Genomic DNA, 15,982 nt, shown 5'->3' on the forward strand with positions numbered 1-15,982 from the left:
AGGCGAAGGCTTAAAGCCTATAGCTTAATGCTTAAAGCAAATAAAAATGAATTTAAATCAAATACAAAACGTTTATTTTATTGGTATCGGAGGTATCGGAATGAGTGCCCTGGCTCGTTATTTCAAGTTTATTGGAAAAAATGTTTCAGGCTACGATAAAACACCTTCTATGCTAACTAATGAATTGATTGAAAGTGGTATAGATATTCATTTTGAAGACAATATAAATTTAATTCCAAGTGATTATTATGTAGAGAATACATTGGTGATTTATACGCCAGCGGTTCCTAAAACACATTCAGAGTGGAATTATTTTATTGAAAGGCATTACGAAGTTAAAAAGCGTGCTGAAGTTCTTGGAATTATAAGTAGAGATACTTTCTGTTTTGCAGTTGCTGGAACGCACGGAAAAACTACTACATCTAGTATTTTGGGACATATTTTGTTTCAAAGCGGTGCAGATGTAACTGCTTTTATCGGAGGAATTGTAGAGAATTACAATTCTAACTTAATAGGAAGCGGAAAAACGGTAACAGTTGTTGAAGCAGACGAATTTGACAGATCGTTTTTGCATTTGCGTCCAGACATTGCATGTGTGACTTCTATGGATGCAGATCACTTGGATATCTATGGAACTAGCGACGCAATTCAAGCTTCTTTTAGAGAATTTGCTGCCAAAGTAGAAGATAAAAATAATCTTTTTATAACCAAAGAATTGCCTTTAGATGGCGTTCAATGTGCTATAAATGAAGATGCTGTATATAAGGCTTATAATGTTCGAATAGAAGATGGCGCTTATGTTTTTGACGTGCAAACGCCGTCAGAAATCATGAAGGATTTACGTTTCGGACTGCCTGGAAAACACAATTTAATGAATGGATTGATGGCTATTGCGATGGCTAAAACTTTCGGCACCCCGACCGATTCCATTGCAAAAGCCATTGCTTCATTCAACGGAATCAGAAGACGTTTTTCGTATCAGATTAAGAGCGAAAATTTAGTATATATTGATGATTATGCACATCATCCAACAGAAATAAATGCTGTTCATCAGGCAGTTAGAGAATTGTATCCAGGACGCAAAGTTTTGGCAATTTTCCAACCACATTTATTCAGTAGAACGAGAGATTTTGTTGACGGATTTGCAGAAAGCTTATCGCAGTTTGATGAAGTGTTTTTGATGGATATTTACCCTGCTAGAGAGCTTCCGATGGAAGGAGTGACTTCTGAGTGGCTTTTGGGTAAAATGACCAATACGAACAAGAAAATTGTTGCAAAAGAAGATTTATTAGGTGAAATCAAAGCCAGTGATGCACCTATTATTGTGACAATCGGAGCTGGTGATCTGGGAGAAATGGTTCCTTCAATTAAAAAGGTTTTAAATGAAAATATTTAATTGGACAAATATCAGATTAGTACTTATTTTCGGACTGGTTTTGTTTTTATATTCTTTCGCGCAACATCGAAATGGCGATCGAAAATTGAAAAAATCGATGGTCGTTTTTGTAGGAGAAAATACGCTTTTTGTGAAGCCGGAGACGGTTAATAAATTGTTGATAGAAAATAAAAGAGACGCTTCCAGTATTAGAAAAGATGAAGTAGATTTGAATAAGATAGAGAAAACCCTCGATACGCAAGACATGATTGAGAAGTCAAATGTTTTTGTAAGTATCGATGGAGTTCTAAAAGCAGTAGTAAAACAGAAGACGCCCATAGCAAGAGTTTATGATGGCGGCGCTTCTTTTTATATTGACTATGAGGGTAATAAAATGCCCTTATCGGACAATTTCACTGCGCGAGTTCCTCTTGTTTCAGGGGCAATAAATGAAAAAAATAACGAAGATTTAGCAGTTTTATTTCGCACAATTTATGACGATGCGTTTTTGAAAAAAAACATCATTGCTATAGAGATTATGCCGAATGGAAGCTTAAAAATGTTTAATCGTAACTATGATTACTTCATAGATTTTGGAAGAACGATGAATGTTGATAAGAAATTTAGAAACTATAAAGCCTTCTTTCAAAAAGCGGTTTTAGATAGTTCGTTATACAAATACAAAAAAATTGACCTTAGGTTTACGGAACAAGTAGTTTGCACTAAATAATAGAAAATGGAAAAAGATAACATTGCAGTAGGTCTAGATATTGGAACAACCAAAATCGTTGCCATGATTGGCAAAAAAAATGAATATGGTAAGTTGGAGATTTTGGGCATTGGCAAATCCAAAAGTTTGGGTGTTGCCAGAGGAGTAGTAAACAACATTACGCAGACTATTCAGTCTATACAGCAGGCTATAGTTGAAGCAGAAAATAATTCAGGATACAAAATCAAAGATGTGGTTGTGGGTATTGCCGGACAGCACATCAGAAGTATTCAGCATACAGATTACATCAGCAGAAATAATCCTGAAGAAGTAATTGGCGAAAAAGATATTCAGCTCCTAATCGATCAGGTAAACAAACTGGCGATGTTACCGGGAGAAGAAATAATTCACGTTTTACCGCAAGAATTTAAAATCGACGGACAATCTGAAATTAAAGAACCAATCGGAATGTATGGCGGAAGATTAGAATCTAGTTTTCACGTTGTAGTTGGACAGGCATCTTCAATCAGAAATGTTGGAAGATGTATTCAGAGTTCAGGAATAGAATTGTCTGGATTGACTTTGGAGCCATTAGCTTCTGCAGATGCCGTTTTAAGTCAAGAAGAAAAAGAAGCTGGTGTTGCACTTATCGATATTGGTGGGGGAACAACAGATTTAGCCATTTTCAAAGATGGTATTATTCGTCACACAGCGGTAATTCCTTTTGGAGGAAATGTAATTACAGACGATATAAAAGAAGGATGTTCGATTATCGAAAAACAAGCTGAGCTTCTAAAAATAAAATTTGGATCTGCTTGGCCGGGTGAAAATAAAGACAACGAGATTGTTTCTATTCCTGGTTTAAGAGGAAGAGAACCAAAAGAAATTTCGCTTAAAAATTTATCTAAAATTATCCATGCTAGAGTTGTGGAAATTGTAGAACAGGTTTTTGCAGAAATTAAAGCTTATGGTCACGAAGATCCTCGTAAAAAGCTAATCGCTGGAATTGTATTAACAGGCGGTGGTGCACAATTAAAGCACATTAAACAACTTGTAGAATATATTACAGGAATGGATACGAGAATTGGATATCCAAATGAGCATTTAGCAGGAAATTCGGGAGAAGAAATTTCTAGTCCATTGTTTGCAACGGCTGTTGGATTAGTAATGAACAGTATTGAAAACAGTTCGCAAAGTGCTGTGAGAATGGAATTGGTTAATGAGCAGCCAAAAGTGGTTTATAGAAATCCTCCTACTCAGCCAATACAGCGATACGAAGTAGAAGAAAACTACGTTGAGAAAGTAGAAACTATCGAAGAATCTAGAGAAACCGTAAGTCAAAAGGCGAAAGACGAATCTACTGAAACTAAAATAAGAAGATCATTTTTTGATCGATATGTCGATAAAATCAAAGAATTTTTAGACAACGCAGAATAATAAAAGAGAAGGATTACTTTCTGGCCCCAAGTCAAGAAGTAAAAAATGTACTTAATAAGAATTTCAAAAAACCAAAAAGATGATGAGCAACTCAGAATTTGGAAGTATTTCATTTGATTTACCAAAAAATCAATCAAATGTAATCAAAGTAATAGGTGTAGGTGGAGGCGGAAGTAACGCAATCAACCATATGTTCAAACAAGGTATTAAAGGCGTAGATTTTATCGTTTGTAATACCGATTCGCAAGCGCTTCAAAATAGTTCAGTACCAAATAAAATCCAGTTAGGAGTTAATTTGACTGAAGGGTTAGGAGCAGGAGCAAACCCAGACGTTGGACAGCAGTCGGCTATCGAAAGTATTTCGGATATTGAAAAAATGTTGGATAGAAATACTAAGATGGTATTTATCACTGCTGGTATGGGTGGAGGAACTGGAACTGGTGCAGCTCCGGTAATTGCTCAATTAGCAAAAGAAAGAGAAATATTAACAGTTGGTATCGTGACAATTCCTTTTCAGTTTGAAGGGAAAGTTCGTCAGGAGCAAGCTATTATTGGAATTGAGAAATTGCGTAAGCAAGTCGATTCTTTAATTGTAATCAACAACAACAAATTAAGAGAAGTATACGGAAATCTTGGTTTTAAAGCTGGATTCTCTAAAGCGGATGAAGTTTTGGCAACAGCCTCTAGAGGTATTGCTGAAGTAATTACGCACCACTATACTCAAAATATCGATTTACGTGACGCGAAAACTGTTTTGGCTAACAGTGGAACTGCGATCATGGGATCTTCTGTGGCAACAGGTGAAAATAGAGCAAAAGATGCTATCGTTTCTGCTTTAGATTCTCCATTGTTAAACGACAACAAAATTACAGGTGCCAAAAACGTATTGTTGCTTATCGTTTCTGGAACTAATGAGATTACTCTTGATGAAATTGGAGAAATCAATGATCACATTCAAGCTGAAGCTGGCTACAACGCAAATATTATCATGGGAGTTGGTGAAGACGAAACTCTTGGTGAAGCAATTGCTGTAACGATTATTGCTACAGGTTTTGATGTAGAACAACAAAATGAAATTGTAAATACAGAGCCAAAGAAAATCATTCATACGTTAGAAGATGAGCAAAGAAGTGTTCATAATTTAACTAACAGACCGATTTCATCATTTGATCTAACAGTGGATACGCCAACTGCAAAAGTTGAAGATAAAGTTGTTTTTGATTTAGTTGACGATGATGAAACATTTACTCCAACTGCTAAAGCTGTTGCTCCAGCAATCAATCAGGAAGAGTTAGTGGTGATGTCTGAGTTTATCAAAAATCTAGATGTAACTTTCGAAATCGTTTCTCCAATTACAGATATCGATTTTACAATTTCTGCAGCTGAAACACCAGTAAAAGAAGTACAACAGCCGCCAGTTCAGCAGCAAAGAGTATTTGAAAGAGAAGAACAGACAACTTTCTCTTTTGATCTTCCTTTGTTTAAACAAGAGCCAGTAAAAAGAGAGCCAGTTGTTGAAGATAACAGAGTTTTGTTTGAATTAACTAATGAAACTCGTGATATTAAAGTAAATGATCCGGTTCAATTTGTTCCTGTAACTGAAGTTTCAGACAACGGAATTATTAAATATTCTCTAGAAGAATATATGGAAGTTGAAAACGATTTATTGGCTTCTAAACCAGTTGAAAAAGTAGTTGAAGATACAATTCCAGAGGAATTAAACATTACGTTGAAACCAAGAGTTGATTTCGCTAGCCAACCAGATTTATCTACAACGTCTGAAGTTTCTCCATTAGAATTAACTATTGAAGAAACATTACGTTTAAGAGCTGAAGAAAGAAGAAAGAAACTAAAAGAGTTTAACTATAAATTCCATAATAATGTTTCTAGAATTGACGAGTTGGAAAAAGAGCCAGCTTACAAAAGATTAGGAATAGATTTGTCTAATTCTCAATCTAATAATACAAATTCTAGAATTTCTGTTGGAACAGATAGTAACAACGATTTACAATTACGTTCAAACAATTCATTTTTGCACGATAACGTAGATTAATTTTAGAATCATAATATTTGGTAACCCGAAAATTGGATTTAATTTTCGGGTTATTTTTTTTATCTTCGCACAGAATTTCAAAATTTGACTTCCTAAATAGGTTTTTAAAGTGAATCTTATTGTCAGTTCGAGCGGAGTCGAGAACAAATTCCAAATTAATATATCATTAATAGGCATTGGCTTATTTTAAATAAAACATAAACATGAGTTTACAAACACAGATCATGGACGAGATCAAAACGGCCATGAAAGCAAAAGATACAGTAGCATTAGAAGCATTAAGAGCTGTTAAATCAGAATTATTGTTAGCTTCAACTGCTTCTGGATCTAAAGAAGATTTATCAGAAGACGAAGAAATTAAATTACTTCAAAGATTGGTTAAAACTCGTAAAGAAAGCGCAAGAATCTTTACAGAACAAAACCGTCCAGACTTAGCTGAACCAGAATTGGCTCAAGTTGCTGTAATCGAGAAGTTTTTACCAGCTCAATTAAGCGAAGAAGAAGTAGAAGCTGTAGTAGCAAAAATCATTGCTGAAACAGGAGCTTCTGGAATTGCTTCAATGGGTAAAGTAATGGGATTAGCATCTGCTCAATTAGGCGGAACTGCTGAAGGAAAAACCATTTCTACAATTGTAAAGAAATTACTTTCGTAAATATAATTTTATTAGATTTTAGACTGTAGATTTTAGATTTCAATCACCAATCTATAATCTAAAATCATAAATAAAACTGACCTCGTAGTTCAACTGGATAGAATATCAGATTTCGGCTCTGAGGGTTGGGGGTTCGAACCCCTCCGGGGTCACTATAAATTTTGAAAGCCTGAGCATCTAAATTCTCAGGCTTTTTTTTATGGTTCGAAAACCCTTCGGTGATTTTTTAAATTTTACAATTCTCAATGTTTGCATGTAATTTTGGTTCGAATCCCATCAAGGATTTTGTTTTTTCTGCATCGATTACGTAGTTAATATCATTCTTACATTCGTCTCTTTTTTTAAGTTCAGAGTCACGAATAACGTCTTAATATTACAGCGTTTGAGAATAACACAACTCTGTTTTTTGGATTTGCCACCCGAGCGATAGTGAAAAGATGAAGTAAATCATCCCAAATACAAAACCAACTTTCCATTAAGCCTATTGCCCAAATCCGTTGTAGTAGTTGTTGGCAGTAGTTCTTTATTTACAATATTTTTCTATCGTATCGCGACAACTTTGGCTATTTATAGCCCGTTCCTCCAAACCTTTATTTAAGTCAAAACAGGCCCCATCTTTATCTCCTATTCTTAATTTAGCAATTCCTCTAGTATAATAAGCTTCTGCTGCCATAGTCTTATGTATTTCAATTGCTTTTGTACAGTCGTTGATTGCACCATCATAATCTTTTAAATAATATTTAGCCAAACCTCTACTGGCATATGCAGGCCAGGAAGTTGCTTTAAACTCTATGTTTTTTGTAAAATCATCTATTGCTCCTTGATAATTAGCTAAATCAATTTTCACAAGCCCTCTATGGTAATAAGAGTAGAAACTATTAGAATCTATCTCTATTGCTTTAGAAAAATCTATTATTGCTCCATTATAATCTCCTAAAATATGCTTTTCAATACCTCTTCGACGATAAGCCTCTACAAAAGTCTTGTCTAATTCTATTGCTTTCGAAAAATCTGTAAGTGCTTCTTCATGATTTTCCAATTCACTTTTTTCTATTCCCCTATTATAATAACTAGACTCATCCATACAAGAAACAGTAGCAATAAAAACAAAAATAATTAGAACCAGTTTTAATTTCATTTCGTAGTTGTTTTTAATATTGTCATTTTTTTTTCTAGCTTATGCAATTTTGCGAATTACTGCTAACTAGTATATACTATTGACAACATTAGACCTATCACCCCAAAATTGGGTAGATATGTCTAACAAGGGTAAGTGTTTATTTATTATCAAATATATAATAATAAACTTATAAATAAACAAAAGAACTTTTAATTCTTTGAATGCTTTTCGTGCTGACATGGGTATAAAATTCAGAGGACTTGCTGCTTTATCGAATCAGCACAAACATGATTAATCAATAGTAATATTAACGTCTAATCAAAAAAATTAAACATCATTTAAAATTTTTAAATCTTCTATTAAAAGGTTCGAATTCTGTATCGTTAAGGTCACTAAAAAAGAAAAAAAAGTCTGAGAATATTCATTCTCAGGCTTTTTTTATGGTTAGAACTTCGTCAAGTGGGTTATAAAAAAAAATTACTTTAGAATAATTTATAGTTGATATAATTCTTAGCTTCGTTTTAGTGATTAATTTAGACAATAAATGTTGGAAAAAAAATGAATAAAAAGGTAATGTATTACATTGGAGGGCTTTTAATTTTGATAATTATTGGTTATTTAGTTCTGAAATCAAATTCAAATTCAGAACAAAATGAATATTTTATGTCTACTCAATCAGAAAGTAGCGAAAGGCTCAAAGATTTAAATCTTGATAAGGCGTCAGAAGACGCTTCTTATATTTTGGATATAACTCGACTGTCCTTTCAAAGTGTGCCTAGTGAAGATGAAAATATTGAATATAAAGCAGATTCAGATCTGGATTGGATTATTAATTTAATACCTATAAGAGGTGAAAATTTTAAGAAAGAAGATTTGTCTAAAATGTTTGACACCGAATGGAGAACTAATTTCCCGTCTATGATTTATGGTTTTTCACCTGAAACAAAGAAATGGACTTTTGTTAGTGCGGGAGGAGCGCCTGAAATATATAGTAAACTGCAAGTAGCAATTAATTTACAGGAAATATTTAATGAGGAAAATCCAAGTTATAATTCTAAAAAACTGGAGCGATATGTTACTGAACTTGAAAAAAGAATTCAAAAATATCCATTAAAAATAAATCTTGAAAAAAAAGAATCTATAGAAAGTGCAATTCAAAAAGCAAAAATCCTTGTAAGCACTTATAATGAGTTTAATATAGATGAAATAATTGTACTGCAAAGTGATAAGCAATTTGATGGTCTTGAAACTTGGGATGTACTTCAAAGTGTTGGATTAGAATGGGGTGATGGTGATTTATTTCATTGGAATAATCATAGAAATTATGGGCATGATCAGCATTTTAGTGTATGGACAATAACAGAACCAGGTTATTTTTTACCGGAAGAAATTAAAAATGGAAATATGAATCCTCAAAATCTGGTTTTTGGTTATTCTGTACCAAGAAGTGCAGATCCTAAAAATGTTTTTGAAGTCATGTTAAATGCAGTTGAATATTGTCAAAAACGTTTAGGAGGGAATATCTTAAATAAAGATATGCAACCGATTGATGTTGCACAGGAAAGAAATAAGATAAATGAACTGATTAAAAAAATGAATAACAAAAACATAAAAACAGGTTCTGATAAAGCATTAAAAATGTTTTAAATAAAGATCTTGTCATTTAAAATCTTTAAATCCTCTAATAAAAGGCTCGAATTCTGTACCGTCAAGGTCACTATAAAAATTGAAAGGCCTTCAATGTGTATATTTTGCAGGCTTTTTCTGGTTCAAAAATCTCTTAATGATTTTTACTTTTTACAAAGTTTTAATGTTTAAAAGTAATTTTGATTCGAATCCTCTTAAGGAGTATTTTGTATCAATTAATGATTTTAAATTTTCCTTTTATTGTTTCACCTTCAAAAGTTGCTGTATAGTAAACATTTTCATTATCAATTATATCAATTTTTACGTTAATTTTATCACCTATTTTATAGTTTAATTCGCTAGCCGTTAATTCGATTACAATTGCATTGTATTCACACTCATTTATCCATTCTAGGTTTGATTTAATATAATTTTTACCACCATTTGGATACTCTATAAATATATTGTCTTTAATAATTATGTAAGTTGAATCATCATCTGTTTCGGAATATCTTAGTTTGCAATTTTTTAAGAATGAACAATTTGCTTTTTCAGTAGATTGTTTTTTTGCTACATAGAAAAAATTCATATCATATTCCTTTGCTGATTTTAAAATTGGATAAAGTTTTTCATTTCTAATAAGCCATTTTTTATTTGCAGGGAAATTGTCATCGTTTTTTAGAATTAATATATCTTTTTTAATAGTCCAAGTTCCAAAAGTTGTATGTTTTTCGCCTATTGTATAACTCATTTCAAAAGTTCCATCGGATTTAAAATTAACAGTTGATTGAAGCCAACTTGTTTGAAACTCATAAATTCCTGAAACGTCTGAGACACTATGTTTTTTTTGTTTTGAGATCATTTGATTCTCCTTTATATCAACAGTATAAGCTGATAAAATCAATACTGAAGTAATATATATAAATAAACGAGTAATAATTTTTAATTTAATCATTTGTTACATCATGTTATTGATTTTTCCTATTGTCGAGAGATATTGCCGCAAATTTTCTGAGGCTACACGAGGTTTGCTAGTTATTAAACAGAGTATTTTCTGCTAACTAAAAATAGAAATAAAGACAATAAACTCACTTAATTCGCAAATCGCTTGAAAGAGCTGTTGTCTAATGGCTCTTAGTAAGATTTATATTTTCAGCCACCATTTCATTGTTTTTATTTTTTCAGTTTGTATGTCATTCAATTTTTGAGAATCAAATTCAGACAATGTATTTTTGAGTGATTCGAATCCGTAATTTTCTTTTAGCCAAAGAGGAAATTCTTCAACGCTTTTGTTCCAATTTTCGATTGTAGATTTTAGAACAATATTTAAATCAATTTCTGTTTTTGGTTTTAGCTTATTCAATATTATTCCAGCATATTTTTGGTCGATATATTGAGTATTTGGTCTATTTGCGTTTTCGAATATTTTAATTATGGTGCTTACAATTATTTCATCCGTAACTTTATCCAATCTATCAATAAGTTGTCGGATTCTTAAATCTCCTATCTTATCCATTAAGTCAATAGACGAATAAAATTCTTTTTGAAAATCATCTATTGTTTTTGGTATGTTCATCTTGTTTAAGCTTATTGCTAATTTGCATATATGTTCACTATACCTGATATTCCTACGATTTTCCCAAGACCTTACAGTTTATTTAGGCTGTTTTTTAGAATTTCTAATAATATAATAAACTGAAAATACAAAGACCACAATATAAATAACTGCCATTGCAGGATTCTCAAATTTTAGATTTTTAAAATCAAATTGCTTAAACAAGGTTACGCCCAAAATGATGGCTACGACCCAAAAAACAAATGTAATTGGTTGGTTTTTATTTTCCATGTTTTGAAATATTAGTTATTAAAGGTTTCTTGTGCTTTAAATTTACAATTTATCCTGTTCAGCTCTCAAAATATCATGAATGCTTTCGCTTTTAAAGTTTTCTCTAAACAAGTTGATTAAAGAAACTGTTGGGCTTTTCGGATATTTTTTTAAAAAACGGTTAAATTCTTCAATGTTTTCTGGATAAATATAGTTTTCTTCAGTTGCTCTTTCGGCGGTTGGCGTATTATCTTGACCAATTAAATAATCCATTTGATAATTTTTGTATTCTTCTTTTACAGCTATAAATAATTTTGAATTAGGATATTTGGCCATAAAATTTTCCCACCAAATTATGCGATCTCCCAAATCTTTAAAAGAAATAACAAGTCCAGCATCAGCAGAATAAAGCGTTTTGTTTTCTTCACTTTTCAGATACAAATAATCTTTGTAATCGCTTGTTACATAATTTTTGAAGATCTTATAATAGAAATCAGGAAGTGGCTCAATTTCAACATATCCTTCTCCAATTTCAAAATACTCTAACTGATGTTTTGAAAGTTTATCACCTAAAAGTTTCACCTCTCTTTTAGCATTTTCCTCTTCATTGTAGAATTTATCTAATACACCTGATTCTTTTTCTTCGATCTGTCCCAGCAAAATATTATTTTCTTCATAATATTTCTCATACAATGCATTAGCGGCTTCTTTATTGGCAATCGATTTTAATTTGAGAATAACTTCGTTTTTATTTTTAGAAAATTGTTCCAATAATCCCAAATCCGATTTTACTGTTTGCGATGAGTCTTCAACTTTGGCACTGTCTTTTTGTATTTCTTGTTTATCAGAAATGTTTTTATTGTCTGGTTGTTTGCAAGCTGAAAGTAAAATTCCAGAAACAATCATTACGAAGATTTTTCTCATTTTATAGATTGGGTTTATTCTGCTAATATAAAAATATTTAAAGTATATTTTAATCATAAAAAAAGGACAAAAGATATCTTTTGTCCTTTTAGTTAGTTTTTAATTAGCTAAAGCTCGATTTTATTTTAACTGTTCATCGATAATTGCTCCAAGATCAGTATTAGAGTTGTCATAAGCAAGAATATTACCGGTTTTATCAATTACAATACGTGTTGGTATCGCTTGTATTTTGTAATTGGTAACAACCTCTGTTTTTGAATCGAAAACGACGTTGAAGTCGAATTTTTTCTCTGTTATATACGATGTAACTTTTTTAAGCACTTCTTCCTCTTTGCCATTTTCCCACGTGTTTACAAACAAGAAAGCAACATCTTTATCTTTGTATTTAGTCACTAAATGCTGCATTTTTGGAAAAGAAGCTTTACATGGCCCGCACCAAGTTGCCCAGAAATCAAGAACAACTACTTTTCCTTTATAATCAGAAAGTTTCGTTTCTTTTCCTTCTAGGTTTTTTAATGTGAAATCAGTAGCATTTTTAGTTCCAAATTTTTCAAGAAGATCTTTGTTTTTGTTTTCTTGTGCTAATAATTCTGTTTTTTGCTGAATAGCATCATATTCAGCCATAGGTAATTTCTTCTCAATGTAAATTTCTTTTAGTTTAGCAAGAAATGCCGGTGATGTGTTGCCTTTACCAATTTCATCTTCAATATAAGCTTTTACTTCGTCTTTACTTTTTACTTTGTCCAGCATTGCCAAATAGCGTTCTTTACCTCCAGCGTCCAATCCGTTAAGCGCTTTGACTCCGCTTTGGTATTTAAAAGCTTCCTCATATTTGCCTTGTTTGTAAAGCAGAAGCGCATAAGTATCAGCAAACATGTTAAATTTATCATTATAATCAGGAGTATAGCATTCTTTTCGTTTTGCTTCGAGAATGTCTAAAGATCGTTTAGAAACTTTTGTAGCAAAATCAATATCTTTTACAGGCATTGTTAAATCACCACCAGATTGGCCCCAAGCAAAATTATTATAGGAGTCTGCCGGTATGTTTATATAGGGTTCTATTTCTATCGCTTTTTTTAAATCTCCTTTATTTAGATATATCGTTAATAAATTTGAATAAAAATAGTTTAGAGACCTCTTAGAAGTATCGTTAGGATATTTTGTCTTAAAAGTATTAAGACTTTCTAAAATAGAAGCTTCGGTTTTATCAGGCTGATCATAGAAATTTCGAATAAAATCCATTTTATCAATTCTATTAGCAGGATACTTTTCTGAAATTTCCTTTCTCAATTTTGTTGCTTTATCTTGAGTGTCATTATTAGAACTATAGATATAATAAGCTGTAGTCAAATATTCTTCAGTGTTTTTTTCTACACATTTATCGGCAAAGGCGACCAGATCTTTTGTTCCTTGTTCTCTGTTGATAGATTTTTTGGTGTATAAATATTCTAAAGAAACGATATCGTCTCTTAATTTCGGATATTTTGCAAATATCGCATCATATTCGACAATCAGATTTTCTGGCTTTGGATCTGATTTAAGTCTTAAAAAGTAACCTCCATTACTTCTAACATAAATTTCGTCTATCAGACTTTTTCCTAATTCAATCTCATTTTGTGTTTTTAAAAGAACAGAATAGCCTTTTTCATTATTGCTATCAGCAATTTTTTTTGAATCGTTTATTGTTACTAAAATCACTCTAACAGAATCAGGAAATTTTGCGGTAAATTCATAACGTTTTCCACTTTTTTTCAGCGGACTTACGTCAGAAGAAAAATCATTAGGGGTAATATATAGAAAATTTGCTTTAGCATTATCTTCTATTGCAAGACCTTGAGGAGGTTCATAAACATAAGTATTAGGTTTACCCATGTTGAATTTTGCATTTTTTAAATAGATCTTTCCAGATTGAGCAAAAGCAATATTAATAACTGAAAACAGCAGTAAAATAATGGTTTTTTTCATTTGTTTTTGGTTTTTTGATTGATATTTTCTTAATTGATTAACGAAGCATAAATGTAGAAATTATATCGTCTGTTGTTTTTTTATTAAGAAAATATTAGCAAAAATCTATGGAGTTATTTTGCTGATTATATACTGTCTGTATACTTTTTAATAGCTGTTTATTTTTTTATACCAATTGCAGATCTATAAAATTCATATCCATTTTCAGAACGGCTTGGCAGAAACTTTTCACGATATTCATTAGCTCCTAAATCTTCTAAAAGTGCAATATCAAACTGATTTAAATAATTTGGTAGTTCTTCGGGAAGAAAACCAAATGTCCAATGTTCTTCAAGGTTTTCTAAATCTTCCAGAAGTTTTTTGCCACCTAAAAAAGATTCTGGATTTAAGATTATATTTTTATGTACATACGTAAAAATAATATGACTGTTAGCAGCAAATTTAGCGATATATGAAAAGGTGTTTTTTACAGCATCTTCGGTAAGATAATTTGTTACACCTTCCCAAATAATTGCAGTTGGTTTAGAAAAATCCAGATTGTTTTCTAATGCTAATTGATCTAAATCTTGTTTGTTAAAATCAATTTGAAGAAAACGGATGTTCTGAGGAATTTGCCCTATTCTATTTTTATAAACTTCGGCTTTAAACTTCGAAGTATTAGGATGATCAATTTCTATTACAGGAATATCTTTTAGAAAATCAAGGCGTACCGCTCTCGTGTCGAAACCAGCACCTAAAATTATAACTTGTTTTACGCCATTTGAAATAGCATTTTCAAGTAAATCATCAATATATTTTGTTCTGGCAATTCCAGAGGACAAAGCTCCAGGAATTTTTTTCTGTATAATATTATTAATATATTTTCTGATAATTGGATATTTGTATAAACGAACGGCCAATCTCAATTTTGAATCTATGAAATGAATGGCATAAGGATCTGAAAACAACCTTTTTTTACATTGTGTTTCCAATGCTCGAAAGAACGCCATGTATTGTGCCGTTCTGCTTGTTTTTTCCGCTTTCATTTTAATTCTATTTTCTCGAAAACAAATTTTCTACAACCCAAGCTGGTCCAATTAATAAAAACTGTAGATCTTTTAAGAAGGAAGGTTTTTTACCTTCAATATTATGTCCATAAAATTGTCCAATCCAAGCCAATACAAAAACGCCAATAGAGAATGCCCACAACGGAACAAACTGACCGATGTAATAATTTGCAACTAAACAAAGAATAGAAAAAACAGCAATTTTAACCGCCATTGCAAGAGATAATCTGATATAAAATAGCAGAACAAAAAGGAGTACAACAAAAGCCCAATTTTCGATAATTGGAGCGTTTAGTTTTAATGTATTTGAGATTGTCGAGCTCGGAATACTCATAAATAATCCAACTATTGAAAAGAAAATAGCAGGCACACAAACATAATGTATTGTCTTGTTTTTTGGGTTTTGATGACTTACGGCATATTCTGCAAACCATTGATCTAATGTTCTCATTTGGGCGGTTTTATAGTTAGTAGCGTAAATCTAATAAATTTTCTTTTAGCTTTTACCGCGCTTTGTTTTCATTATTTCATCTGCAATCGAAATGGCGTTTTTTTAAGATATTTTATGTCTTATCCTGAAATAGTGGTATACAAAGGCATAATTATGGAAAAAGAGATAAATCCATGTTATTTAAATTTTGGTAAGATACTTATTATAATTATAAGCTAACTCCTGCTCAAATGAATTGACAAAACAAAGAATAGATAAGAATTTTAAAGAAAAACACCTGCAAAAAAAGCTCTTGCAGGTGTTTAATTAAATATATCTGTCTAATAATCCGTATCGATTATTAAGGACTAATCAATAGATCGGAGTATTGATAGATTTTAGAGAAGCTATTATTTTAAATAGGTGATTCTTATTAGATCATCTGTCATTAATGCATATGAAGCATTATTAGCAGGAGTATACGTCACAGTATTACCATTTAAAGAAATCGCCGCTGTAGAAATGCAAACACCATTTATATGGAATAATAATTTGGCAGTCGAAGTTGGTGTTTTGCTTAATGTAAAAGTATCCGTTCCATCTGTTGTCACATTAAATTCATCAATTACTATTTCTGATGTAATAGTTTGAATAGTTGCAGGATCTGTCCAAGTTACATTACCTGTTGCATCAGAAACGGCAATTTTACCAGCTCCAGCTCCAGTTGTAATTTGAGCAGTTGCTGTAGTTGTTTTTGCTGTAGCAGTAATATTCGCTGCATTATCAATATTCTTGCCACTCATTGCTAAATCTTGTGTA

15 protein-coding genes and 1 tRNA gene are annotated in these 15,982 nt (G+C 31.7%); 7 read left to right on the plus strand and 9 right to left on the minus strand.

The window, feature by feature from the left end:
* The first annotated feature begins 46 nt into the window (after positions 1-46).
* From murC to OD917_RS15855, 6 genes are all read left to right on the plus strand, one after another.
* A complete protein-coding gene (gene murC / locus OD917_RS15830; RefSeq protein WP_263524371.1) occupies positions 47-1,396 on the plus strand; it encodes a UDP-N-acetylmuramate--L-alanine ligase in 1,350 nt (449 codons plus the stop codon).
* Complete coding sequence (locus OD917_RS15835) at positions 1,383-2,105, plus strand: cell division protein FtsQ/DivIB (RefSeq protein WP_263524372.1); 723 nt, start codon at positions 1,383-1,385, stop codon at positions 2,103-2,105. The genes murC and OD917_RS15835 overlap by 14 nt, the downstream gene beginning before the upstream one ends.
* A 6-nt stretch (positions 2,106-2,111) precedes the next feature.
* On the plus strand, positions 2,112-3,521 hold the full coding sequence (ftsA, locus tag OD917_RS15840; RefSeq protein WP_263524373.1) for a cell division protein FtsA: 1,410 nt from the start codon (positions 2,112-2,114) through the stop codon (positions 3,519-3,521).
* A 79-nt stretch (positions 3,522-3,600) separates the two neighbouring features.
* A complete protein-coding gene (gene ftsZ / locus OD917_RS15845; protein ID WP_263524374.1) occupies positions 3,601-5,574 on the plus strand; it encodes a cell division protein FtsZ in 1,974 nt (657 codons plus the stop codon).
* Positions 5,575-5,777: 203 nt separating this feature from the next.
* On the plus strand, positions 5,778-6,227 hold the full coding sequence (locus tag OD917_RS15850; protein ID WP_008467137.1) for a GatB/YqeY domain-containing protein: 450 nt from the start codon (positions 5,778-5,780) through the stop codon (positions 6,225-6,227).
* A 78-nt stretch (positions 6,228-6,305) separates the two neighbouring features.
* Positions 6,306-6,379: transfer RNA gene (locus OD917_RS15855), tRNA-Arg, on the plus strand.
* Between the two features lie 371 nt (positions 6,380-6,750).
* Here OD917_RS15855 and OD917_RS15860 read toward each other — a convergent pair.
* The gene (locus tag OD917_RS15860) at positions 6,751-7,365 is read right to left on the minus strand and encodes a tetratricopeptide repeat protein (protein WP_263524375.1); all 615 of its coding nucleotides are present in this window, start codon (positions 7,363-7,365) and stop codon (positions 6,751-6,753) included.
* A gap of 540 nt (positions 7,366-7,905) precedes the next feature.
* On the opposite strand from OD917_RS15860, the gene OD917_RS15865 reads away from it, so the two are divergent.
* Entirely contained in the window at positions 7,906-8,994 is a 1,089-nt protein-coding gene (locus tag OD917_RS15865) for a cell division protein ZipA C-terminal FtsZ-binding domain-containing protein (RefSeq protein ID WP_263524376.1), read from the plus strand.
* Positions 8,995-9,205: 211 nt separating this feature from the next.
* Here OD917_RS15865 and OD917_RS15870 read toward each other — a convergent pair whose 3' ends face one another.
* The 8 genes from OD917_RS15870 to OD917_RS15905 form a co-directional block, all read right to left on the minus strand.
* Entirely contained in the window at positions 9,206-9,928 is a 723-nt protein-coding gene (locus OD917_RS15870; RefSeq protein ID WP_263524377.1) for a hypothetical protein, read from the minus strand.
* 189 nt (positions 9,929-10,117) lie between these two features.
* The gene (locus OD917_RS15875; RefSeq protein ID WP_263524378.1) at positions 10,118-10,549 is read right to left on the minus strand and encodes a hypothetical protein; all 432 of its coding nucleotides are present in this window, start codon (positions 10,547-10,549) and stop codon (positions 10,118-10,120) included.
* A 78-nt stretch (positions 10,550-10,627) separates the two neighbouring features.
* The gene (locus OD917_RS15880) at positions 10,628-10,819 is read right to left on the minus strand and encodes a hypothetical protein (protein ID WP_263524379.1); all 192 of its coding nucleotides are present in this window, start codon (positions 10,817-10,819) and stop codon (positions 10,628-10,630) included.
* A gap of 42 nt (positions 10,820-10,861) precedes the next feature.
* Positions 10,862-11,722: a hypothetical protein gene (locus OD917_RS15885; protein ID WP_263524380.1), complete on the minus strand. Its 861-nt coding sequence runs from the start codon at positions 11,720-11,722 to the stop codon at positions 10,862-10,864.
* Between the two features lie 120 nt (positions 11,723-11,842).
* Positions 11,843-13,687 (minus strand): TlpA disulfide reductase family protein, encoded by a 1,845-nt coding sequence (locus OD917_RS15890; RefSeq protein ID WP_263524381.1) that lies wholly within the window; start codon positions 13,685-13,687, stop codon positions 11,843-11,845.
* A gap of 158 nt (positions 13,688-13,845) precedes the next feature.
* Complete coding sequence (locus OD917_RS15895) at positions 13,846-14,712, minus strand: class I SAM-dependent methyltransferase (RefSeq protein ID WP_263524382.1); 867 nt, start codon at positions 14,710-14,712, stop codon at positions 13,846-13,848.
* Between the two features lie 7 nt (positions 14,713-14,719).
* Positions 14,720-15,184 carry a DUF962 domain-containing protein gene (locus OD917_RS15900; RefSeq protein ID WP_263524383.1) on the minus strand — a complete coding sequence of 155 codons (465 nt, stop codon included), beginning with the start codon at positions 15,182-15,184 and terminating at the stop codon, positions 14,720-14,722.
* Between the two features lie 389 nt (positions 15,185-15,573).
* Positions 15,574-15,982, minus strand: a 409-nt coding sequence (locus OD917_RS15905; protein ID WP_263524384.1) for a hypothetical protein, incomplete at its 5' end; no start/stop codon positions are given.

The sequence above is a fragment of the Flavobacterium sp. SH_e genome, from assembly GCF_025717045.1.
In the GTDB taxonomy this organism is placed as follows: domain Bacteria; phylum Bacteroidota; class Bacteroidia; order Flavobacteriales; family Flavobacteriaceae; genus Flavobacterium.